This is a genomic window from Azorhizobium caulinodans ORS 571 (assembly GCF_000010525.1).
Taxonomy (GTDB): Bacteria; Pseudomonadota; Alphaproteobacteria; order Rhizobiales; family Xanthobacteraceae; genus Azorhizobium; species Azorhizobium caulinodans.
On the sequence record NC_009937.1, the window covers coordinates 2,309,592 to 2,332,888 of the forward strand.

Genomic DNA, 23,297 nt, shown 5'->3' on the forward strand with positions numbered 1-23,297 from the left:
CGCCTGAGCGCGAAACGGTTATAGCAGCCAAATCCGTGCGTGCGCATGGCATTGCCGCTGGGTCAAGACTTTCGACCCGTTTTCGGCACAGTTTGCTGCACACTGGCGCGGACTTTATTGCACCGGATCCTCAATGACTGCGACCAGTGATTCCAAGAAGGACGGCGGATTTCTCGAGACCGTCCGCGTCATCGTCCATGCGCTCCTGATCGCATTGGTGATCCGCACCCTGCTGTTCCAGCCCTTCAACATCCCTTCGGGGTCCATGAAGGATACGCTGCTGATTGGCGACTATCTGTTCGTCTCCAAGTACAGCTACGGCTATTCGCGCTTCTCCCTGCCGCTCTCCCCGCCGCTCTTCACCGGCCGCATCTGGGGCAAGGAGCCGACCCGCGGCGACGTGGTGGTGTTCAAGCTGCCGAAGGACGGCGAGACGGACTATATCAAGCGCCTAGTCGGCATGCCGGGCGACGACATCCAGATGATCGACGGCGTGCTGCACATCAATGGCGTGCCGGTGAAGCGCGAGCGCCTGTCCGACGTGATGGAGGATGACGGCACCGGCCGTCAGGCGCCGGTGAAGCGCTGGCGCGAAACGCTGCCGAACGGCGTCTCCTACGAGACGCTCGATATCGTGGACAACGGCTTCTACGACAACACGCCCGTCTATCACGTGCCGGCCGGCCATTTCTTCATGATGGGCGATAACCGGGACAATTCCGCCGACAGCCGCGTGCTGAGCCAGGTGGGCTATGTGCCGTTCGAGAATCTGGTGGGGAAGGCGCAGATGATCTTCTTCTCCATCGATGAGCACACCCCGGCCTGGCAGGTGTGGAACTGGCCCTGGACCGTGCGTTGGACCCGCATCTTCAGCATGGTGCGATGAGCGAGACGCAGGATTTCGCCGCGCTGGAGGCGCGGCTCGGGCACAGCTTCGCCGACCGCAGCCATCTCGTGCTCGCGCTGACTCATATCAGCTCGGTTAAGGGGCAGGCGGTGCGCGTGCGCTCCTACCAGCGGCTGGAATTCCTCGGCGACCACGTGCTTGGCAGCGTGGTTTCGCATATGCTTTACGCTGCGTTCCCCAAGGCGGAGGAGGGTGAACTGTCCCGCCGCCTCGCGGAACTGGTGCGCGAGGAGGCCTGCGCCGAGGTGGCACAGGACATGGGCCTCGGGCCCTATCTGCGGCTCGGCCCCGGCGAGGCCCAGTCCGGCGCCCGCCAGCGCCGGGCCATTCTGGCCGACGTGGCCGAGGCGGTGGTGGCGGCGGTCTATCTGGACGGCGGCTATGAGGCGGCTTCCGCCTTGGTGGAGCGCTTCTGGCGCGGTCGCCTGGAAGCGCCCCGGCGCCCGCTGCGCGACCCGAAGACGGTGTTGCAGGAATGGGCGCAAGCCCGCGGCCTGCCGCCACCGGTCTATCGGGACGTGGAGCGCTCCGGACCCGACCATGCGCCGCGCTTCCGCGTGGCGGTGGATCTGCCGGGGCTGGAATGCGCCGAGGCTGAGGGCGGATCGAAACAGACAGCGCAGAAGGCTGCGGCCTCTGCATTTCTCGCCCGCGAGGGCGTCGTGACGGAGAGTGGTGAATGAACGGATTGGAGCGGGCGGAAGCGGAGGGCGCGGAGCCGACGCGGTGCGGTTTCGTGGCCTTGCTGGGCGCCCCCAATGCGGGCAAGTCCACCCTCACCAACCAGTTGGTCGGCACCAAGGTCTCCATCGTCTCGCACAAGGTGCAGACGACCCGCGCGATCGTGCGTGGCATCGCGCTGGAAGGCCCGTCTCAGGTCATTCTCGTGGACACCCCCGGCATCTTCTCGCCCAAGCGGCGGCTGGAGCGGGCCATGGTGAACACCGCCTGGACCAGCGCCTCTGACGCGGACGTGGTGGCTCTCCTCGTGGATGCCAACCGGGGCATCGACGAGAACGTGGAATCGATCCTGAAGCCCCTCGCGGAGGTGAAGCGCCCGCGCGCGCTCATCCTGAACAAGATCGACATGATCCGCCGCGACACGCTGCTGGAGCTGGCGCAGAAGCTCACCGAGCGCCTGTCTTTCGAGCGCGTGTTCATGGTCTCCGCGCTCAAGGGCGACGGCGTGGACGATGTGCGCACGTGGTTCGCCGAGAAGGTGCCGTTCGGCCCCTGGCTCTATCCCGAGGACCAGATCTCGGACGCGCCCATGCGCATGCTGGCGGCGGAGATCACCCGCGAGAAGCTGTTCCTGCGCCTGCACGACGAACTGCCCTATCGCTCCACGGTCGAGACCGATTCGTGGAAGGAGCTGCGCGACAAGTCCGTGCGCATCGAGCAGACCATCTTCGTGGAGCGGGAAAGCCAGCGGAAGATCGTGCTCGGCAAGGCGGGGGCGACCATCAAGGCCATCTCGTCCGAATCGCGGGCGGAGATTTCCGAGATCATCGAGGCCCCGGTGCATCTCTTCCTGTTCGTGAAGGTGCGCGAGAACTGGGCCGATGATCCGGAGCGCTATCGCGAGATGGGGCTCGAATTCCCGCACGGAGACTGACACCGCCGTGGAATGGACCGACGCGGGCATCGTTCTTGGCGTGCGTCGCCACGGGGAAACGAGTGCCATCGTCGATCTGATGACGCGGGAGCGGGGCCGTCACGCCGGCCTCGTGCGCGGCGGGGGCTCCCGCCGCCTTGCCGCCTTGCTCCAGCCGGGCAATACGCTGCACGCCACATGGCGGGCCCGCCTCGAAGGCCAGCTCGGCCTCATGACCGTGGAGCCGCTGACGCTGCGCTCCGATGCGATCATGCGCAGCGCGCACGGCAGCTTTGGCGTGACCCATCTCGTGGGCCTGATGCGCCTGTTGCCCGAGCGCGATCCGCATCCCGGCCTTTTCGCCAGCCTCGACGCCATTCTGGACGCCTTCGACGAGCCCGCCCACGCGGGTGAGCTTCTGGCGCGCTTCGAGATGGCATTGCTCGTGGAACTGGGGTTCGGTCTCGACCTCACCACCTGCGCGGCCACCGGCGGCAACAATGATCTCGCCTATGTTTCGCCGCGCAGCGGCCGGGCTGTTTCCCGCAGCGCAGGCGAGCCCTATGCGGACAAGCTGTTCGGCCTGCCCACCTTCCTCATCGGCGGCATCGTGCCGCCGAGCCTGCCGGACATGGAGGAAGCCCTGCGCATGACGGGCTTCTTCCTCTCGACACGTGTTCTGGAGCCGCGCGGCCTCGCGCTGGGCGAGGCGCGCGCCTCATTTCTAGCGGCACTGCGCCGCGCGCTTCACCAGCCCCGGCCGTAGCCATAGCCCCAGGCGGGCGGGGGAGGCGGGGGCGGGGCACCGTAGAAGCCGGGACGGGGGCCATAGCCGCCACCGCCCCAACCGCCGCCGCCCCAGCCGCGATCGACCCACACCTGCCGGCAACGCTCCACATAGGTGGGACGGCCGTAATACCAGCGGGGCACGGACCGGCAGACGGTGCGCCATCCGACGTTCTCCACCGGCGCGGCCGATTCGCCTTGGGCGAGGCCCAGTGGCGCAGCATTCGTGAGCGGCATCGCGCTGGCCCCGGAGGAAAACGCCGTCAGCCCAAGCAACGCTGCGCCGCACACGCCAAGAAGAATCCGTTTCATCTGAACGTCTCCTTTGAACGTCTTCGTGCGTATTTGCACTGTCCTCAAAGGATAGTGATCACGATGTCGCTATTATGTTGGGTGGAGGCGGGGCGGGTTAAATTTGTTTAACGCGAAGTGGTAATCGGGTGTGTGTGCGATAAATGTCCGTTCACCTAGCTGAACGCCTTGGCCTCGGCCGTTCATTCTTGGGACGGGCCGGAGGCAGCGTCACGACAAAGCTGTGCGGATATGTGTCCGGCTTGTTTCGCGCGGGCGGGCGCGCTAGTCGGAAGCCATGGCCACAAAAACCTTGCCCCCCGGCGGCGGCTCCGTCGAGCCGGTCGATCTGAAAGCAGCGCTCGAGGAGCGCTATCTGGCCTATGCCCTCTCGACCATCATGCACCGGGCGCTGCCCGATGCGCGGGACGGGCTGAAGCCGGTGCACCGCCGCATCCTCCACGCCATGCGGCAGCTCAAGCTCGATCCGGGGTCCGGCTTCAAGAAATGCGCCCGCGTGGTGGGCGACGTCATCGGTAAGTTCCATCCGCACGGCGATCAGGCGGTCTATGACGCCTTGGTGCGTCTCGCGCAGGATTTCGCGCAGCGCTACCCGCTGGTGGACGGGCAGGGCAATTTCGGCAATGTGGACGGCGATAACGCCGCCGCCATGCGATACACGGAAGCCCGCCTCACCGAGACGGCGCGCCTGCTGCTGGACGGCATCGACGATGATGCGGTGGACTTCCGGCCGACCTATGACGGCTCCGAGGAGGAGCCGGTGGTGCTGCCCGCCGCCTTCCCGAACCTGCTGGCCAACGGCTCGCAGGGCATCGCGGTGGGCATGGCGACGTCCATCCCGCCGCACAACGCCGCCGAACTGCTGGACGCCTCGCTCCATTTGCTGGAGCACCCGAACGCGCCGGCTTCTGATCTGCTCCAGTTCGTGCCCGGCCCCGATTTCCCCACCGGCGGCATTCTGGTGGAAGACCCGGTCGGCACGGCGGAAGCCTATGCCACGGGACGCGGCGCCTTCCGCGTGCGCGCCCGCTGGCACAAGGAAGAGACCGGGCGCGGCACCTATGTGGTTGTGGTGACGGAGATCCCCTATGGCGTGCCGAAGTCGCGCCTCGTGGAGAAGATCGCCGAGCTCCTCACCGACAAGAAGCTGCCGCTGCTGGCGGACGTGCGCGACGAGAGCGCAGAGGACATCCGCCTCGTTCTGGAGCCCCGCGCCCGCACGGTGGATGCCGAAGTGCTCATGGAGAGCCTGTTCAAGCTCACCGAGCTTGAGTCCCGCGTCTCCCTGAACATGAACGTGCTGGTGCGCGGTCAGGTGCCCAAGGTGCTCTCGCTGGCCGATGCGCTGCGCGAGTGGCTGGACCACCGCCGCGAGGTGCTGCTGCGCCGTTCGCGCAACCGGCTCAGCCAGATCGCTCACCGGCTGGAAGTGCTGGGTGGCTATCTGATCGCCTATCTCAACCTTGACGAGGTGATCCGCATCATCCGCGAGGAGGACGAGCCGAAGGTCGAGCTGATGCGGACCTTCGAGTTGACCGACCTTCAGGCCGAATCCATCCTCAACATGCGCTTGCGGTCCTTGCGGCGCCTCGAGGAGATGGAGCTGCGCAAGGAGCATGCGGCCCTCACCAAGGAGCAGGAACAGCTGAACAAGCTGGTCGCTTCCGAGGCCGCCCAGTGGAAGGCCATCGGCAAGGAGATCCGCGAGACCCGCAAGACCTATGGGCCGGACACCGAGATCGGCCGTCGCCGCACCGATTTCGCCGTTCCGCCGGACGTGCACGAGAGCGCCTTCACCGAGGCGCTGGTGGAGCGCGAGCCCATCACCATCGTCATGTCCGCCAAGGGCTGGATCCGCGCGCTGAAAGGCCATGTGGCCGACGTGACGGGCGTGCCTTTCAAGGGCGATGACACGCTCGCCCACGCCTTCTATGCGGAGACCACCTCCAAGATCATGGTGCTCTCCTCCAACGGGCGATTCTTCACGCTGGATGCGGCCAAGCTCCCCGGCGGGCGCGGCCATGGCGAGCCCGTGCGCCTGATGATCGAGCTGGAGCAGGAAGCGGAGATTGTATCCGTCTTCGCGCACCGGCCGGGCGGCAAGCTCATTGTCGCCTCCAGGGAGGGACGGGGCTTCGTGGTGGCGGAGGACGATTGCCTCGCCAACACCCGCAAGGGCAAGCAGGTGCTGGGCGTGGACGCGCCCGATGCAGCCGTTCTGGCAGTGCCGGCAGATGGCGATACGGTTGCCGTGATCGGCGACAACCGCAAGCTGCTCCTCTTCCCCATCGCGCAGGTGCCGGAAATGACCCGCGGCCGCGGCGTCCGCCTCCAGCGCTACAAGGAAGGCGGCCTCTCGGACCTCAAGGTGTTCAACCGCGCCGACGGCCTCACCTGGGAGGATTCCTCCGGCCGCACCTGGACGGTGACGGAACTGCTGGACTGGCAGGGCGAGCGGGCCTCCTCCGGCCGCCTGCCGCCCAAGGGGTTCCCGCGCAACAACAAGTTCGCCTGACCCCATGAGCGCGGGCGTCGAGGCGACGGGGACCGAGGCCGCCTCGACGCGCGGCTTCGCCCAGCGCCTGCGGACGCTGGCGCGTGGGCGCGAGACCTCGCTGGTGGTGCTCGCCGCCCTGATCGGCGTTCTCGCCGGCCTGTCCGTCACCCTCATCAGCCGGGGGGCGGAACTGCTGCACAGCGTGCTGTTCGGCGCCGCCCGCATCAGCTCCATTCCCCGGCTGCCCCTCCATGTGCTGCTCTGGCCGGCGATCGGCGGCCTCATCATGGGCGGCGTCATCCTAGCTCTGAAGCGCTGGCGGCCCCATTCCATCGTTGATCCCATCGAGGCCAATGCGCTGCATGGCGGACGCATGTCGCTGCCCGACAGCATCATCCTGTCCCTCCAGACCATGCTGGCGAACGGCTTCGGCGCGTCGGTGGGCATGGAGGCGGGCTATACGCAGTCGGGGTCGGGCCTTGCGTCCGTGATCGGCCAGTGGCTGCGCCTGCGTCGCATGGACCTGCGCATTCTGGTCGGCTGCGGCGCTGCTGGCGGCATTGCGGCGGCCTTCCAGGCGCCGCTGACGGGGGCTTTCTACGGCTTCGAGCTCATCATCGGCGTCTATGCCATTCCCGCCGCCGCGCCGGTGATGACCTCGGCCCTCATCGCCTATCTCACCGCCCGGCAGCTCGGGGCGGCCTCGACGCCCATCTATGTGCCCGAGATCGGCCCGCTCGAACCTTCCGCCTATCTGCCATTCCTGCTGCTTGGGCTGATCGCCGGGGGCGTCGCCATCGGCATCATGCGGCTGGTGACGCTGGTGGAGCGTGGCTTTGCGCGCAGCGGCCTGCCGCTCTGGTTGCGGCCCGCGGTCGGCGGCCTCGGCGTTGGCGCTCTCGCCTATGTCTCGCCGCAGGTACTCTCCAGCGGCGAGGGGGCATTGCGCATCCAGGTGGGGACGGGGATCACCAGCGCCGTGGCGCTGATCCTTCTGCTGAAGGTCTGCGCCTCATCGCTGTCGCTGGGCTCCGGTTTTCGCGGGGGACTGTTCTTCTCCTCGCTCTTCATGGGCTCGCTGCTCGGCAAGCTGTTCGCGGGCCTTGCCGGGAGCGTGGTGCCGTGGCTCGCGCTCGATCCGGTCATCGCCGCCGTGGTGGGCATGAGCGCGCTGGCGGTGGGCGTGGTCGGCGGCCCCTTCACCATGACGTTCCTGACGCTGGAGATCACAGGTGATCTCCACATCGCGGGTCTCGTGCTCACCGCTTCCATCGGCTGCTCGCTGCTGGTGCGCGAGACCTTCGGCTACTCCTTCTCCACCTGGCGTCTGCATCTGCGGGGGGAAACCATCCGCAGCGCGCTGGATGTGGGCTGGCTCAGGGCGCTCACTGTGGAGCGGATGATGCGCACCGACGTCTCCGTGTTCGGTGCCGGCGCGGATCTTGCCGCCTTCCGTGCCGCCTTCCCTCTGGGCTCGGTGAAGACCGTGGCGCTGCAGGACGGGGAGGGGCGCTATGTGGGCCTCGTGCCTGTGGCGGTCGCCCATTCGGACGCCCATCCCCCGACGGAGCGGATCGAGGTGCTGGCCTGCAACGGCGACGACATCCTGCTGGCGGACATGAATGTGAAGCAGGCCGCCGCCGTGTTCGACCGTGCCCAGATCGACGAACTGGTGGTCGTGGATCATGCCGAGGGCCGGCGTATCATCGGCCTGCTCAGCGAGGCCTTCCTGCTGCGTCGCTATGCGGACGAACTGGACAAGGCGCGCCGGGGGGTGGCCGGCGACGCCTGACGACCAGTTCGATCGCCCCTCAGGTGCGGTAGGCGGGCTCTTCGCGGTCGAGGATGCGCTTCATGCTTTCGAGGTGCAGGCGGGCGGATTCCGCATCTCCCTCGCGCATCTGCCGGGCGGCAGCTTCGGCAATTTCGGTCTTCACCGGCAGAACGGGGCGGCCGGTGGCCATGGCGAGGCACTGCACCTCGCAAGCCCGTTCCAGATAATAGAGATCGTCCCACGCCTCCGCGATGGTGCGGCCGAGCACCATGACGCCATGGTGCTTCATGAAGACGATGTCCGCATCCCCGACGGAGGCAGCGATGCGGTCGCCTTCCGTGCTGTCGAGGGCGAGGCCGTTATAATCGTGGTCCACCACCGTGCGGCCGTAGAACTTCAACGCCGTCTGGCCGGCGAAGACAAGCGGCTCGCCCTCCACCATCGAGAGCGCGGTGGCATAGGGCATGTGGGTGTGGAAGGCGACGCGGGCGCGCGGCACGTTGAGGTGCATGCGGGCATGGATGAAGAAGGCAGTCGCTTCCGGCACGCCGCTGCCCGAAAGCACGTTGCCGTGGAAATCGCACACCAGCAGATGGGACGCGGTGATCTCGCTGAACGCGTAGCCGTAGGGATTGACCAGGAAGAGGTCATCATGGCCCGGCACGACGGCGGAGAAGTGGTTGCAGATGCCCTCGTGCATGCCGAGACGGGCGGCGAAGCGGAAACAGGCGGCGAGCTCCACGCGGGCGTTCCACACCTCCTCCCCATCGAGCGCCGGGCGGTTGGACGCCGCCGCTCCGGCTTGCGGAGCGGTTTCGCGGTTGAAGGCATGGGCCATGGACTTCTCTCCTGCATCGGAGCCGGAGCGATGCTCGATCGCGGTCGGCTTCCTGAAAGACCGGCGCCCGAAGGGCTCGGGCACCACGACATGCACGGGCTGATCGCGCAATCATTCCGGGGCCGGATGCGGCCTCTGGAGAGACTACAAGGCGGCGGATGCCGGAAACAATCCCACGATGCCGATGGTGGACCGCGCGCCCCCAGATTGATGCCGGGCGCGCGCACCGGCGCCCGAAATGTTATGGATTGCCCATGGGATGCCGTTCATGCCACGGCGGCGGGACAGGTGTGAGGAGCTGGACATGTTTCGCGTATTTGATGCCGCGCAGATCCATGCGGCGCTGGAGTATCGGGCGCTGATCGAGGCCCTGCGCGCGGCCTTTGCCGAGGCGGCGACAGAGACGCCGGTGCGCCAGAGCTATGAGGTCGGCCTGCCGGGCGCCCCCGCCCACCTCCTGACCATGCCCGCATGGAGGCGCGGCAATGTGCTGGGCGTGAAGCTGGTGAACGTGTTTCCCGGCAACTCGGCCCTCGGCCTCGGGGCGGTGAATGGCCTCTATGTGCTGTTCGACGGCGCGACGGGCGTGCCGAAGGCCATCATGGACAGTGACGCATTGACCAACCGGCGCACCGCCGCAGCCTCTGCGCTCGCCTCCGGCTTCCTCTCGCGGCCGGACAGCCGCACGCTGCTGGTGGTAGGCACAGGGCACCTTTCCGCACATCTGGCCGCCGCCCACTGTGCCGTGCGGCCCATCTCGCGCGTGCTGGTCTGGGGCCGGTCGCCGGACAAGGCGGAGAAGGCGGCCGCCAAGCTCACGGCACAGGGCCAGCCGGCCGAGCCCGTCACCGATCTTGCGGCAGCGACCGCCGAGGCGGACATCATCACCAGCGCCACCACCTCAACCGTGCCGCTGATCGCCGGCCGGAACGTGCGGCCGGGTACCCATGTGGACCTTGTGGGCGCCTTCACCCCCGCCATGCGCGAGAGCGATGATGACCTGATCGCCGGCGCCAGCGTCTATGTGGACACGCGCGCGGGTGCGCTCGCCGAGGCGGGTGACCTGTTGCAGCCCATCGCCGCCGGCGTGTTTGCGAAGGATCGGGTGAAGGGGGATCTCTACGAATTGTGCGGCGGTCGGGCCGCCGGGCGCAGCTCGGACAGCGAGATCACCGTGTTCAAGTCCGTGGGCGCAGCCATCGAGGATCTGGTGGCGGCGCAGATGGTGTCTGGCCAAGGCTGACGCCATTGGATGAACGGCTGATCCGGCGGCGCGCCGGATCAGCCTGTCACGTTAATGCGATGCGGCCGTCAGCGGATTTTCGGCATCCGGGCGGTCATTCAGGTGGCATGCGGCCCAGTGCTCGTTGTCACCGAGCCGCAGTTCCGGCTCTTCCTTCGTGCAGCGCTCGAAGGCATAGGGGCAGCGGGTGTGGAAGCGGCAGCCCTTGGGCGGGTTCACCGGGCTCGGCACGTCGCCTTTCAGGATGATGCGTTCCCGCTTGGCGCCGGGCTCGGGCTGCGGCACGGCGGAGAGCAGGGCCTGCGTATAGGGATGGCGCGGGCGCCCGAACAATTCCCGCTTGGGCGCCACCTCCACCAGCTTGCCCAGATACATCACCGCCACGCGGTGGGTCATGTGCTCCACCACCGCCAGATCGTGGCTGATGAACAGAAGCGCCAGCCCGAGCTCGCGCTGGATGTCCTGCAAGAGATTGACGATCTGCGCCTTGACCGAGACGTCGAGGGCCGAGACGGCCTCGTCGCAGACGATGAGCTCCGGTTCAGCGGCGAGCGCGCGGGCGATGCAGATGCGCTGGCGCTGGCCGCCGGAGAATTCGTGCGGGAAGCGCTTCACCGCCTCGCGCGGCAGGCCCACCAGATCCATCAGCTTGCCCACCCGCGCCTCCACATCGGCGGAGGACGAGGCGAGGCCGAAGTTGTGGATGGGCTCGGCGAGGATGTCCCTCACCTTCATGCGTGGATTGAGGCTGGAGAAGGGGTCCTGGAACACCACCTGCACCCGGCGGCGGAAGGCGCGCAGGGCGTCCTTGGAGGCGTCGTCCATGCGCTGCCCGTCCAGCACCACCTGGCCGGACGTGATGTCGAACAGGCGCAGCACCGCGCGCCCCACCGTGGATTTGCCGCAGCCGCTCTCGCCCACCAGAGAGAGCGTCTCGCCACGATCCACCGTGAAGGAGACACCATCCACCGCATAGACGAAGGAGGGCTTGCCGCCGAACAGGCCGCCCGCGATGCGGTAATGCTTCTTGAGGTCGTTCACCTCCAAAAGAGGGGGCTTCATGCGGCGGCAGCCTCCTTCGGGGCATAGTGGCAGGCGGCGGCGTGGCGCGGGGCCTTCCATTCCAGAGCCGGCGCCCATGTGCGGCACACGTCCGTAGCGATGGCGCAGCGGCCCGCGAAGACGCAGCCCTGAATGGGCTTGGTGAGGCTCGGCACCTGACCGGGGATTTCCGCAAGGCGCGAGGTCTCGCCCTGAAGCGAGGAACCGAGCTTCGGCACGGCGCCCAAAAGGCCGCGCGTATAGGGATGGCGCGGATTGGCGAAGAGCTCGCGCACCGGCGCCTCTTCCACCTTGCGGCCCGCATACATGACCATGACCCGCTCGGCCACCTCGGCCACCACGCCAAGATCGTGCGTGATGAGCACGATGGCCGCGCCGACGCGGGACTTGAGATCCCGCATCAGATCGAGGATCTGCGCCTGAATGGTCACGTCCAGTGCGGTCGTGGGCTCGTCCGCGATCAGCAGGCGCGGATTGCAGGCCAGCGCGATGGCGATCATCACCCGCTGGCGCATCCCGCCCGAGAGCTGGTGGGGATATTCCTTCACCCGCCGCTCGGGCGCGGGAATGCCCACGAGGCTCAGCATCTCCACCGCCTTGGCCTCGGCGGCAGTGGCATCAAGACCCTGATGGAGGCGCAGCGTCTCGCCGATCTGGCGGCCCACGGTGAGCACCGGATTAAGGCTCGTCATGGGCTCCTGGAAGATCATGGAGATCTCGTTGCCCCGGATGGCCCGCATCTCCTTGTCGGAGAGCTTCAGCAGGTCGCGGCCGGCGAAGCGCACCGCGCCCGCGATCTTGCCCGGCGGCTCGGGAATGAGCCGCAGCATGGACATGGAGGTGACGGACTTGCCGCAGCCGCTTTCGCCCACGATGGCCAGCGTCTCGCCTTCCTCCACATGGAAGGACACGCCATTGACCGCGCGATTGACGCCGCCCGGCGTGCGGAAGTGGACCTGGAGGTTCTCGACTTCGAGCAGGGCCATGGTCATACCCCCTTCGCCTGACGTGGGTCGAGCATGTCGCGCAGGCCGTCGCCCATGAGGTTCACGGCGAGCACGGTCACGGACAGGAACGCTGCGGGGAAGAAGACGATGAACGGCTTCACCTGCCACAGCGCCCGGCCCTCGGCCATGATGTTGCCCCAGGAGGGGATGTTGGGTGGCGTGCCGGCGCCGATGAAGGAGAGGATGGCCTCCACGATCATGGCGCTGCCGCAGATATAGGTGGCCTGCACGGTCATGGGCGCCAGCGTGTTGGGGAGGATGTGGCGCAGGATGATCATGGGCGTGCGCGTGCCAGACGCGATCGCCCCGTCCACATAGGGCTGCTCGCGGAGCGACAGCACCACGCCGCGCACGAGGCGCGACACGCGCGGGATTTCCGCCACCGTGATGGCAAGGATGACGTTGCCCACGCTGCCGCGCGTGATGGCCATGAGCGAGACGGCGAGCAGGATGGGCGGAATGGACATGAGGCTGTCCATCACCCGCATCACAAGGCTGTCCAGCCAGCGCACATAGCCGGCGATGAGGCCGATGGCGAGCCCCCCGAGCGAGGCGAAGAAGGCCACCGCAAAGCCGACGATCAGCGAGACGCGGGTGCCGTAGAGCACGCGCGAATAGATGTCGCGCCCCAGCATGTCCGTGCCGAACCAGTATTGAGCGGACGGCGCGCGGGTGCGGCGGGCCGGGGAGAGCGCGCTCGGGTCCACCGTGCCGAGATAGGGCGCGAAGACGGCGATGAAGATGAGCACCAGCAGCAGCGCGCCGCCGATGGCGATGGTGGGGTGGCGGCGCAGGAAGCCGATGAACCCCGTGCGCGGCTTGCGCGCCTTGAGGATGTCCGGCAGTTCGGTGGCGATGGCGAGGCCTTCCGGCGGGGCCGCGCCCGGATGATCATTGGCGAGGCTCAATAGCGGATCCTCGGATCAAGGAAGGTGTAGAGGATGTCGATGATCAGGTTCACGAGGACGTAGACGAAGCTGAACAGCAGCACGACGCCCTGGATGACCGGATAATCGCGGCGCAGGATGGCATCCACCGTGAGGCGCCCGAGGCCCGGGATGGCGAAGACGCTCTCCGTCACCACCGCGCCGCCGATGAGCAGCGCGATGCCGATGCCGATGACGGTGACGATGGGCACCGCTGCATTCTTGAGCGCGTGGATGAAAAGCACGCCGCCCTGTCCAAGGCCCTTGGCCTTCGCCGTACGCACATAATCCTGCGCCAGCACCTCCAGCATGGAAGCGCGGGTGATGCGGGCGATGAGCGCGATGTAGACGCAGCCGAGCGAGATGGCCGGCAGCACCAGATTGGAGAGCCACGGCCCGATGCCCTCCGCGATGGGCGTATAGCCCTGCACGGGAAACCAGTCGAGCTGGAGCGCGAAGGTGTAGGCCAGCACATAGCCGATGACGAAGACGGGCACCGAGAACCCGAGCACCGCGAAGGTCATGATCGCCCGGTCCACCCACGTGCCCGCCTTCCAGGCCGCCACGACGCCCATGGGGACGGCGATGATGATGGCGAAGATGAGCGTCACCAGCATCAGCGAGACCGTGGGCTCGATGCGCTGGCCGATCATCTGCGTAACCGGCAGGTTGGTGAAGATGGAAGTTCCGAGGTCCGCATGCAGCGTGCGCCACGCCCATTCGCCGAACTGCACGAGGAAGGGCCGGTCGAGACCGAGGTTGGCGCGGATGCGGGCGATGTCCGCCGGCGACGCCTGGTCGCCGGCGATCACCGCGGCGGGATCGCCGGGTGCGATGTAGAGCAGGCTGAACACGAACAGCCCGACCATCGCCATGACGGGGATGGTCGAGAGCGTGCGCCGCAGGATGTAACCGAGCATGCGTTCCCTTACCCGTCAGGCGGACTTTGCGACGCCCCAGAAGGTCGGGATCGGGCCCTTGGTCACGCCCGTCACCTTCTTGTTCCACGCCGTATAGGTGAGGAAGAAGCCGGTGGGCGCATAGGTCACGTTCTCCAGCGCGGCCTTGTTGAGGCGGCCAATGGCGGCCTTCTCCTCATTGAGGTCCTTGGCGTCGAACCACGACACCACCTCGGCTTCCACCGCCGGGCTTTCCGGCCAGCCGAACCACGCCTTGTCGCCATTGGCGCGGATGGCGGGATAGGCGGCGGGGTTCACGCAGTCCGAGCCCGCATGCCAGGTGTGGAACATGCTCCAGCCGCCCTGCGTCGGCGGGGTCTTGAGCGCGCGGCGGGAGCCGACCGTGCCCCAGTCGGTGGCGACGAAGTCCACATTCATGCCGAGCTTCTTCAGAAGATCGACTGTCACGTCGCCCTGCGCCTTGGTGATGGGCTGGTCCTGCGCCACCACGCACACCACCGGCTCGCCCTTGTAGCCGCTCTCGGCCAGCAGCTTCTTGGCGGCGTCGAGGTCGCGCTTGCCCTTCAGGATCTCGCCGCCTTCCTCCGTGTAGAGGGGCGTGCCGGGGGTGAAGAAGCCGGGCAGGGTCTTCCACAGCGCCTCATCGTCGCCAACGACCGCGCGCATGTAGTCTTCCTGGCTCAAGGCCATGAGCACGGCGCGGCGCACCTTCGGATTGTCGAAGGGCGGCTGGATGTGGTTCATGCGGAACGAGCCGACATTGCCCAGCGGGTCGCCGATGTCGACGTTGAGGTTCTTGTTCTTCTTGAGAAGCGGGACGAGGTCGGAGAGCGGCTGCTCCCACCAGTCCACCTCGCCGTTCTGAAGGGCAGCGGCGGCGGTCGCCGGGTCGGGCATCACCACCCACTCGATGCGGTCCACCAGCATCTTCTTGCCGCCGGAAATCCACGAGGCGGGCTCATTGCGCGGCACATAATCGGCGAAGCGCTCGAACACCGCCTTGGCGCCCGGCACCCATTCGTTCTTCAGGAACTTGGTGGGCCCGGAGCCCACATATTCCGTGATCTGCTTGAAGGGATCGGTCTGCGCGATCCGCTCCGGCATGATGAAGGCGATGGGGGCGTTGGTCTTGCCCAGCGCCAGCAGCATCTTCGGATAGGGCTTGGAAAGCACCCAGCGGAAGGTGTTGTCGTCGACCGCCACCAGTTCCTTCTGGATGTTCTTGAGCATGATGCCCATGGGGTCGCGCGCGGACCAGCGGGTGAGGCTCGCCACCACGTCCTTGGCCAGCACCTTCTCCCCGTCATGGAATTTCAGGCCGGGGCGCAGCTTGAAGGTCCAGGTCAGGCCGTCGGCGGAGACTTCCTCGCTCTCCACCATCTGGCGTTGGGGCTTCTGGTTGGCATCAAGGCCGTAAAGCGTGTCCCACACCAGCACGGAGGCGTTGCGCACCACATATTGCGTGCCCCAGATGGGGTCGAAATTGGCAAGGTTCGCCTGCGGCACGAAGCGCAGCGTCTTGGCGGCGCCCTGGGCGAGCGCGGGCATTGCGAACCCGCCGCTCATCGCCAGCGAACCGGCACCGGCGGCGCCCTTCAAGAATGTCCTGCGGTCCATGTCATTCCCCTCGGTTGCCTGTTGTTTCAGTAGTTCTGGTGATGCCGCCGGCGGCGCTGGAAGGTGACGGCCGGCGGAGACAAAGTCGGGATGGCGCTACGGCAGGGACTGTCCGCGGCCTTGCGGCTCATCTGGCAAGCCCCGTGCCACGCGGGCGGCCGGCGAGCCGGCCGCCGATCAGGAGGCGACCTGCTTCTTGAAGCGCTGCGAGCGCTTGGGGTGCCACCACTTGCCGGCCAGGACGACGCCTTCGGAGGCGATCTTCCTGTCGCCGATCAGGTGCTCGCCCACCACGTCCACATAATCGAACCGACCCTCGCGCACCTTCAGGATGGTGGCATCGCCCGCGCTGCCGGCCTTCAGCGAGCCGAGCTCCGGCCGCTTCAGCGCCATGGCGGCATTCACGGTGGAGCGGGCGATGACCTCCTGAAGCGGCATGCCGAGCATCAGGAACTTCGACATGGTGGTGACCTGATCGAAGGCCGGGCCCTCGATGCACAGCGCATGTACGTCGGAGGAAATAGTGTCCGGCGGGAAGCCGTTGGCCAGCATGGCGCGGGCGGTCTTGAAGGCGAAGGAGCCCTTGCCGTGGCCGATGTCGAAGATGACGCCGCGCTCGCGGGCGCGCAGCACGCACGGCTTCACCGTGCCCTGCGCGGTGGCCGGGGAATTGGGGAAGGGGCGGAAGCAGTGAGTGAGCACGTCACCACCGCGCAGGCGCTCCACCACCTCCTCATAGCTCGGCGGCGGGTGGTCGATGTGGGCCATGAGCGGCAGCCCGGTCTCTTCCGCCACCTGAAGCGCGATATCGAGGGGCGCGATGCCCGAAGTGCCGGAGGCGTGGGCGCCGACGCGCACCTTGATGCCCACGATCACGTCGCGGTTGGCGTCGGCCACCTTCACCGCGTCGATGGGGTTCATGAGGCGCATTTCCTCGCTCTCCCCCACCATAACGCGCTGGGAGAAGCCGTAGATGCCGGCGTGCGAGACGTGCAGATAGGCGAGGATGCGCACCTGGCTCGGCTCGATCACATGCTTGCGGAAGCCGGCGAAGTTGCCGGGGCCCGCGCTGCCCGTATCGACCGCCGTGGTGACGCCGGAGAGGCGGCAGAACTCTTCCGCATCGATGCCGAGCGACGTACCGCCCCAATAGACATGGGTATGCAGGTCAATGAGGCCCGGCGAGACGATATAGCCGGAGACGTCGCGCACGTCCGTGGTGGCCGTGGCCTTCAGGTTCTTGCCAACCTTCGCCACCTTGCCGTCGGTGAAGGCCACATCCATCACCGCGTCGATATTCTGCGAGGGGTCGATCACGTGACCACCGCGCAGGATCAGATCAAAAGCCATCTACCAGTCTCCAGACGGAACATTCAAAGGGCAGCGGACGCTCATTCGGGCGCGATGGCGCCCGTCTGTTCGACGATCAGCCGATAGGCCTCCGGCTGCCGGTGCTTGGCGAAATTGAAGGTGGTCTCCTTGTAGGAGGCGCACATGTCGAGGTCGCAGCGGGCGAGCACCAGTTCATCGTCCTGCGTCAGTGCCTGCGCCACGATCTGGCCGGACGGGGCAATGATCGAGGAGGCGCCGATCATCTCGCAGCCTTCCTCCACGCCGCATTTGGCCGCGCCCACCACCCACGTGCCGTTCTGGTAGGCGCCGGCCTGCATGGAGAGCTGGTTGTGAAACTCGGAGAGCCGGTCGTGGTCGGGGGCGGGTGGATTGTGGCGCGGCGTGTTGTAGCCGATGAGCACCATCTCAACGCCCTTGAGGCCCATCACGCGATAGGTCTCGGGCCAGCGCCGGTCGTTGCAGATGGCCATGCCGAGCACGCCGCCCATGATGCGGCGGACCGGCCAATTCAGGTTCCCAACCTCGAAATAGCGCTTCTCCAGATGCTGGAAGGCGCGCCAAGGTTCGTGCTCGGCATGGCCGGGCAGATGAATCTTTCGATATTTGAGAACGATCTCGCCCGACTTGTCGACGATGACCGAGGTGTTGAAGCGTCGCAGCCGGCCGTCTTCCTCCACCAGTTCCGCGTAGCCGAGGCAGAAGCCCACTTTCAGCGCACCGGCGAGCGCAAAGAGAGGAGCCGTCTCGGCCGAAGGAAGTGCGGTTTCGAAGAAGGCGTCGATCTCAGTCTGGTCTTCCGTATACCAGCGCGGAAAGAAGGTGGTGAGCGCGAGTTCCGGGAAGACCACGAGATCGCAGCCATGCCCGGCGGCCTGCCGCAGCAGGTCGCAGAGGCGCCGCACGACGGAAGCGCGCGTATCCGCACGCTGGATGGGACCCAACTGGGCGGCAGCGACGGTCAGGATACGGGACACGGGCCAGCCTTAGGCAAGTGAGCGACGTGCAAAGGAACTCCCCGCGTCTTCGGCTTCTCGAGGAAGCCATCCTGCTCACGCTTCGCAAGAGGCGTGCCACTTGGTCGGATCTGTGTGCCGCTGGTATGCCACTTGAAGCGCAAGCACTGTTCCTCTCATGCGGGGATGCCGGGGGTGCCGCAGGAAGGGGCGTTTGAACAATATATGGGCAAAACATCGGGTCAACAACGACTGATCCGATGATGCCAAGTCTAATTGTCGCGCAGCTCTGTGCAGTTGCGGAATTATCCGTGTGCACCTGCGTGAATACTTGTGCGATGCACTTGTTCGCGCGAGCCGACACGCGCCGAGACCGTTTCGAGCCGGCCAATGGCGCCCGATGTCAGAAGGACGGTCGCTGTTTCCAAATCCTGGGTGCGTGCTCAACGTCTGGCAGAGGGGGTGCTTGCCCGCGGAGAAGGGCCATCTGTCCGCGTGACCTTCACGTCACCTTCGCGTCCGCCGACGCCCCACGATGCTGATGGCGCTGGGGTGGCAGCCAGGACGACGTTGCTTGCGCGCATGGTTGCGTCATGCTACCGCAAAATCTGCATCAAGAGTCGGGCCGGCGCCCGGCACCAACCTGCTCCCGGGCAAGGTGGTGCCTCCGTCACAGGAGGGATGTGGCCTGACCGGCAACAAACGGGAAAAGCCACGCGCGTCGTTCCGTCTTGGTGACAGGCCAGGATCAGAGAGGAAGACCCGCCGTGAGCCAGGACCGCCAGAGCCTAGAGCAGCAGCAAAGCCAGCCCCAGCAATTCGCCAGCGACAATTATGCCGGCATCTGTCCGGAGGCGTGGGCGGCCATGGCCGAGGCCAATGAGGGGTCCGCCGTCGCCTATGGCGACGATGACTGGACCCATCGCGCATCCGATGCCTTCCGGGCCCTGTTCCAGACCAATTGCGAGGTCTTCTTCGCCTTCAATGGCACAGCGGCCAATTCGCTGGCGCTGGCCTCGCTCTGTCAGTCGTATCACAGTGTCATCTGCGCGGCCTCGGCCCATGTGGAGACGGACGAATGCGGCGCGCCCGAATTCTTCTCCAACGGTTCCAAGCTGCTGGTGGCGACCACCGACGGAGGCAAGCTGACGCCGGATGCGGTGCTTGCGCTCGCCACGGGCCGCTCGGACATCCATTATCCAAAGCCCCGCGCCGTCACCATCACCCAGCCCACCGAGACCGGCCAAGTCTATACGCTGGATGAGATCGCGGCCCTTTCCGCCACCTGCCGCGACCTTGGCCTGCGTCTGCACATGGACGGCGCGCGGTTTGCCAATGCGTGTGCGGCGCTCGGCTGCTCGCCGGCGGAGATGACCTGGAAGGTGGGGGTCGACGTGCTGTGCTTCGGTGGCACCAAGAACGGCATGGCGGTGGGCGAGGCGATCCTGTTCTTCGATCGCGCGCTGGCCCTCGATTTCGACTATCGCTGCAAGCAGGCGGGCCAGCTCGCCTCCAAGATGCGCTTCCTCTCCGCCCCCTGGGTGGGTGTTCTGGAGAGCGGGGCGTGGCTGCGCAATGCCGCGCACGGCAATGCCTGCGCCCGGCGCCTTGCCGCCGCCATCGCGGATGTGTCCGGCATCGAGCCCATGTTCCCGGTGGAGGCCAATGCCGTCTTCCTGCGCGCGCCGGAGGCGGTTCTTCAGGGGCTGCGGGAGAATGGGTGGCGCTTCTACACCTTCATCGGCGGTGGCGCGCGCTTCATGTTCGCCTGGGACGCTGATCTCGCGCGGGTCGATCAACTGGCGGCCGACATCCGCGCGATCGCGGCCTGAGAGATTGTGGGCGGGCGGGTGGCTCAGGCCTCCCGCAGCGCCATCTGCCGCAACTGCTGATAGAGGTCCGGCGATTCCGCCGTGCAAACACAGACGATGCGGGCCGGATCCTCGCCCGCGTTGAGATAAGCGTGGCCCATGGAGCTGTCGATATAGAGGCTGTCGCCGGTCTCCAGGATCTCGGGCGCATAATATTCCGTGTGCACCTCCACCCGGCCGGCGGTCACATAGACATATTCCTCGCCCGGATGGCGGATGAGCGGGCCGAATTCCGCCAGCGTGCGGGCGCGCAGTTCTCCGGTGATGGGCACCATCGCCTTCGACATGAGGTCGGTGCATTTATAGGCATAGGAATAGGTGCGCGTGTCGATGACGTCGCCGTCCTTCGCGCGGCTGATGCTGCGGCGCGCGGTCACCATCTGGGGCGCGGTCGGGGCCCTGTCTGCCGCCGAGTGAAACAGCTCAGCGATGGCGATGCCGAGCCCGTTGGTCAGTTGCAACAGCTTGTCATAGGTGAGCGACATCTGGTGGTTCTCGACCTTTGAGAGGGTCGAAAGGGAGAGCCCCGTCCGCTCCGCCACCTGCTTCAGCGTGAGCTTGCGCGCCTGCCGCGCCGCCTTGAGGCACTCGCCGAGCTGGGTCGAGACCGTGTCCGCCCCGTTCTGTCGCCCGGTCATAGGTCCTCCTTCATTCCGCGTCCGCGAGTTGTGCCGCAGCTTCCGTCCCTATTTAGGTGGGCGGTCCTCGCACGCGCAATATGCGGTAGGCTGAAGATTTCATCATCATCTGCACGCAGATTAAGCGGCGCATGATTTGCCGATTTAGAAAAAATTCGTACGATACGAAAAATCACCATCGGACCGCCGCGATGACCGAACTCTGCGACCTGACCGCCCTCGAACTGCGCGACGCCATCGCGCACAAGCGCCTCTCGCCGGTGGAGGTTCTGGAGGCCTGTCTCGACCGCATCGAAGCGGTCAATCCCGCCGTCAACGCCATGGTCACGCTGGACGTGGAGGGCGCGCGCAAGGCGGCGGTCGAGGCCGAGGCGGCGGTGATGCGCGGCGATGCGCTGGGTCCGCTCCACGGCCTCCCTCTGGCGGTTAAGGACACGCAGGACGTGGGCGGGATGCGCACCACTTACGGCAGTCCGCTGTTCGCCGAGCACGTTCCGGCGGCGGATGCGGGCAGCGTGGCGCGCCTGCGGGCGGCCGGCGCCATCATCGTCGGCAAGACCAACACGCCGGAATGGGCGGCCGGGGCCAATACCCGCAATCCCGTCTATGGCGCCACCGGCAATCCGTTCGATCCGCTCAAATCCTGCGCCGGCTCGTCCGGCGGCGCGGCGGTGGCGCTCGCCTGCGGCATGACCCCCCTCGCCACCGGCTCCGACACCGGCGGCAGCCTGCGCAATCCGGCGGGCTTTTGCGGCATTGTCGGCATGCGCCCTTCTTATGGCCTCGTGGCCAGCGAACGGCGCCTGCACGGCTGGTCGAGCCTGTCCACCGATGGCCCGATGGCCCGCAACGTCTCCGACACGGCGCTGATGCTCTCGGTCATGGCCAGCGACGATAGCCGCGATCCGCTGGCCTATACGCTGCCGGGAGAACCCGTGCGAGCGCGACCGGGCCGCTGGACCGTCCCGGAGATCAATCTGAAGGAACTGCGGCTCGCCTTCACGGAGGATTTCGGCTTCGCGCCGACGGAGCAGCAGATCCGCCGCGTCTTCCGTTCGCGGGTCGCAGCTTTGGCGCCGCATTTTGCCACCGCTGAAGAGGCAGGGCCCGACTGTACGGGCGCGGACGACGCCTTCGCGGTGCTGCGGGCCTCCATGTTCCTCTCCATGTTCGAGAAGATCCATGCCGAGAAGCCCCACATGCTGGGGCCGAACGTGACGGCGAACGTGAAGGAGGGGCTCTCCTACAGCCTCTCCGATTATGCCCGCGCCGCCGCCACCCAGACGCGGATCTATCGCTCCTATCAGAGCTTCTTCGCCACCCACGACGTGCTCATTTCCCCGACCATCACGCTGAGCCCGCGCCCGTGGTCGGAACCTCATCCGGCCGAGATCGACGGCGTGCCGACCCGCTCCTATTTCCACTGGCTGGCGCTGGCCTATGCGGTGACGCTCGCCGGCCATCCGGCCATCAGCCTGCCGCTGGGCGTGGACGAGGCGGGCATGCCGTTCGGCCTCCAGATCGTCGGGCCCCGCGGGGGCGATGCACTGGTGCTCGGCGTCGCGAAGGCGCTTGAGACGGTCTGCGCGAGCGACGCCGCGCTTTGCCGCCCGGTGCCGGACCTCGCCGGCCTTAAGGCGGCCCGTCCGCTGCGCGAGACCCCAGGCTTCATGACCTGGGAATGATCCGGGCGCGGACCTGACTCCCATCAAGCAGACGCCGCAAAGGCGCGCTCAAGAGCCATAACAAACCTTCCGAGGCTTCCATGTTGAAAAAGATTGCCGGCAATAAGGCCGCCATCGTCGGCTTCGCGCTTCTCTATCTGGCATTCTGCATCTCCTATATCGACCGGGCGGCCATGTCGCTGGCGCTGACCCATGTGGGCAAGGAGTTCAGTCTCAAGCCCGACGAACTCGGCGCCGTGCTGAGCATCTTCTTCCTGGGCTATGCCATCATGCAGATTCCCGGCGGCTGGCTGGCCGACCGGTTCGGGTCGAAATACGTGGTGATCGTCACGATCGCGGCGTGGTCCGTCTTCACCATCCTCACCAGCCAGGCCTGGTCGCTGGTGTCGCTGCTGGCGATCCGCTTCATCTTCGGTCTTGCGGAAGGTGGCTTCCCGGCGGCCAGCATCAAGGGCGTGTCGGAACTGGTGGCGAAGCCCAACCGGCCGAAGTTTACCGCCCTGCTCACCTCCTCCAATTATCTCGGCAGCATGGTGGCGCCGCTCATCATGGCGCCGCTCATCATCTCCTTCGGCTGGCGCCACGCCTTCGAGATCGTCGGCATCGCCGGCGTGGTCTTCGCGGTGGCCTATTTCCTGGCCGTGCCCTACCGCCGCCCGGCGCCGCGCGCGGCGTCCGTGAACGGAAAGGCCCGCACTCCGGTGCGCGACCTCATGAAGAACCCGCTCATGTGGCAACTGCTCGTGGTGTGGTTCGGGCTCTCGTGCGTGAACAAGGGCCTCGATTCCTGGATGCCGACCTACCTGCTCCAGCAGCGCGGCCTTGACCTCAAGGCGGTGGGCCTTCTCACCCCCGTGCCGTTCCTCATGGCCACCATCTCCACCGCCATGGGCGGCTGGGTGATGACGCGCTTCTTCGCCCAGCGGGAGAAGTATCTGCTCATGGCCAGCGCGACCCTGACCGGCATCTTTCTCTATGCCATGTACAAGGCGGAGACGGTGGCTGGCGTCATCTTCTTCCAGTCGCTCGTCTATTTCTTCAAATCCTTCGTGCTGGCGACGGTCATCGCCCTGCCCACGAAAGTGCTGGCGGACGACCAGATCGGCACCGGCATCGGCATCGTCAATGTGGGCGGGCAGGGCGCCGGTTCGGTCGCGCCCTATGTGATGGGCGTGCTGGTGGCGAGCTTTGGTGTCTATGACGCCGCCTTCAACTTCCTGCTGGTGATGACCGCCATGTCGGTCGTGGTCGCGGCCACCATCCGCACGCCCGCGCCGGAAGCGGCCGCGCAGGCGGCCTGAGCCCTTCTCTTCC

At 66.6% G+C, this 23,297-nt stretch carries 20 protein-coding genes and 1 riboswitch; of the genes, 10 read left to right on the plus strand and 10 right to left on the minus strand.

From position 1 onward, the window contains the following. Positions 1-133 precede the first annotated feature (133 nt). From lepB to recO, 4 genes are read left to right on the plus strand one after another with little or no spacing between them, the layout of a single operon-like run. Entirely contained in the window at positions 134-886 is a 753-nt protein-coding gene (gene lepB / locus AZC_RS10380) for a signal peptidase I (RefSeq protein ID WP_012170530.1), read from the plus strand. Next, a complete protein-coding gene (gene rnc, locus AZC_RS10385) occupies positions 883-1,590 on the plus strand; it encodes a ribonuclease III (protein ID WP_012170531.1) in 708 nt (235 codons plus the stop codon). The genes lepB and rnc overlap by 4 nt, the downstream gene beginning before the upstream one ends. Then, positions 1,587-2,522: a GTPase Era gene (era, locus tag AZC_RS10390; RefSeq protein WP_012170532.1), complete on the plus strand. Its 936-nt coding sequence runs from the start codon at positions 1,587-1,589 to the stop codon at positions 2,520-2,522. Before rnc ends, era begins: the two co-directional genes overlap by 4 nt. A 7-nt stretch (positions 2,523-2,529) precedes the next feature. Beyond that, positions 2,530-3,267 carry a DNA repair protein RecO gene (recO, locus tag AZC_RS10395; RefSeq protein ID WP_012170533.1) on the plus strand — a complete coding sequence of 246 codons (738 nt, stop codon included), beginning with the start codon at positions 2,530-2,532 and terminating at the stop codon, positions 3,265-3,267. On the opposite strand, the gene AZC_RS10400 is transcribed toward recO, so the two are convergent. Beyond that, on the minus strand, positions 3,249-3,599 hold the full coding sequence (locus AZC_RS10400) for a hypothetical protein (RefSeq protein WP_043879195.1): 351 nt from the start codon (positions 3,597-3,599) through the stop codon (positions 3,249-3,251). The genes recO and AZC_RS10400 overlap by 19 nt on opposite strands. Positions 3,600-3,876: 277 nt before the next feature. Between AZC_RS10400 and parC the strand changes: the two genes are divergently transcribed. Both parC and AZC_RS10410 read left to right on the plus strand, forming a co-directional pair. After that, complete coding sequence (gene parC, locus AZC_RS10405) at positions 3,877-6,114, plus strand: DNA topoisomerase IV subunit A (RefSeq protein ID WP_012170534.1); 2,238 nt, start codon at positions 3,877-3,879, stop codon at positions 6,112-6,114. A 4-nt stretch (positions 6,115-6,118) separates the two neighbouring features. Beyond that, positions 6,119-7,888: a chloride channel protein gene (locus tag AZC_RS10410; RefSeq protein ID WP_012170535.1), complete on the plus strand. Its 1,770-nt coding sequence runs from the start codon at positions 6,119-6,121 to the stop codon at positions 7,886-7,888. A 19-nt stretch (positions 7,889-7,907) separates the two neighbouring features. Here AZC_RS10410 and AZC_RS10415 read toward each other — a convergent pair whose 3' ends face one another. After that, entirely contained in the window at positions 7,908-8,708 is an 801-nt protein-coding gene (locus tag AZC_RS10415) for an aldolase (protein ID WP_012170536.1), read from the minus strand. 304 nt (positions 8,709-9,012) lie between these two features. On the opposite strand from AZC_RS10415, the gene AZC_RS10420 reads away from it, so the two are divergent. Then, entirely contained in the window at positions 9,013-9,951 is a 939-nt protein-coding gene (locus AZC_RS10420) for an ornithine cyclodeaminase family protein (protein WP_043879196.1), read from the plus strand. A gap of 51 nt (positions 9,952-10,002) precedes the next feature. Here the strand turns inward: AZC_RS10420 and AZC_RS10425 are convergent, their stop codons facing one another. The 7 genes from AZC_RS10425 to AZC_RS10455 all read right to left on the minus strand — a co-directional run bounded on the left by AZC_RS10425 (position 10,003) and on the right by AZC_RS10455 (position 17,810). Beyond that, complete coding sequence (locus AZC_RS10425; protein ID WP_012170538.1) at positions 10,003-11,013, minus strand: ABC transporter ATP-binding protein; 1,011 nt, start codon at positions 11,011-11,013, stop codon at positions 10,003-10,005. Then, complete coding sequence (locus AZC_RS10430) at positions 11,010-11,999, minus strand: ABC transporter ATP-binding protein (protein ID WP_043880216.1); 990 nt, start codon at positions 11,997-11,999, stop codon at positions 11,010-11,012. The genes AZC_RS10425 and AZC_RS10430 overlap by 4 nt, the downstream gene beginning before the upstream one ends. 2 nt (positions 12,000-12,001) lie before the next feature. Continuing rightward, positions 12,002-12,928: an ABC transporter permease gene (locus AZC_RS10435; RefSeq protein WP_012170540.1), complete on the minus strand. Its 927-nt coding sequence runs from the start codon at positions 12,926-12,928 to the stop codon at positions 12,002-12,004. Then, complete coding sequence (locus AZC_RS10440; protein ID WP_012170541.1) at positions 12,925-13,866, minus strand: ABC transporter permease; 942 nt, start codon at positions 13,864-13,866, stop codon at positions 12,925-12,927. The genes AZC_RS10435 and AZC_RS10440 overlap by 4 nt, the downstream gene beginning before the upstream one ends. 15 nt (positions 13,867-13,881) lie before the next feature. Then, positions 13,882-15,483 carry an ABC transporter substrate-binding protein gene (locus tag AZC_RS10445; protein ID WP_012170542.1) on the minus strand — a complete coding sequence of 534 codons (1,602 nt, stop codon included), beginning with the start codon at positions 15,481-15,483 and terminating at the stop codon, positions 13,882-13,884. Positions 15,484-15,660: 177 nt separating this feature from the next. Beyond that, positions 15,661-16,833, minus strand: a complete 1,173-nt coding sequence (locus tag AZC_RS10450; protein WP_012170543.1) for an amidohydrolase/deacetylase family metallohydrolase — start codon at positions 16,831-16,833, stop codon at positions 15,661-15,663. 41 nt (positions 16,834-16,874) lie between these two features. Continuing rightward, positions 16,875-17,810, minus strand: a complete 936-nt coding sequence (locus AZC_RS10455) for an N-carbamoyl-D-amino-acid hydrolase (RefSeq protein ID WP_012170544.1) — start codon at positions 17,808-17,810, stop codon at positions 16,875-16,877. Between the two features lie 584 nt (positions 17,811-18,394). After that, positions 18,395-18,502: riboswitch (SAM-I-IV-variant riboswitch) on the plus strand. Positions 18,503-18,556: 54 nt separating this feature from the next. On the opposite strand from AZC_RS10455, the gene AZC_RS10460 reads away from it, so the two are divergent. Then, positions 18,557-19,621, plus strand: coding sequence for a threonine aldolase family protein (locus AZC_RS10460; protein WP_043879197.1), 1,065 nt, complete (start codon positions 18,557-18,559; stop codon positions 19,619-19,621). 23 nt (positions 19,622-19,644) lie between these two features. Here AZC_RS10460 and AZC_RS10465 read toward each other — a convergent pair whose 3' ends face one another. Further along, the gene (locus AZC_RS10465) at positions 19,645-20,298 is read right to left on the minus strand and encodes a helix-turn-helix domain-containing protein (RefSeq protein WP_012170546.1); all 654 of its coding nucleotides are present in this window, start codon (positions 20,296-20,298) and stop codon (positions 19,645-19,647) included. A 191-nt stretch (positions 20,299-20,489) separates the two neighbouring features. On the opposite strand from AZC_RS10465, the gene AZC_RS10470 reads away from it, so the two are divergent. Both AZC_RS10470 and AZC_RS10475 read left to right on the plus strand, forming a co-directional pair. Beyond that, a complete protein-coding gene (locus tag AZC_RS10470; RefSeq protein WP_012170547.1) occupies positions 20,490-21,983 on the plus strand; it encodes an amidase in 1,494 nt (497 codons plus the stop codon). Between the two features lie 80 nt (positions 21,984-22,063). After that, positions 22,064-23,284 carry an MFS transporter gene (locus AZC_RS10475; protein WP_012170548.1) on the plus strand — a complete coding sequence of 407 codons (1,221 nt, stop codon included), beginning with the start codon at positions 22,064-22,066 and terminating at the stop codon, positions 23,282-23,284. Positions 23,285-23,297 lie beyond the last annotated feature (13 nt).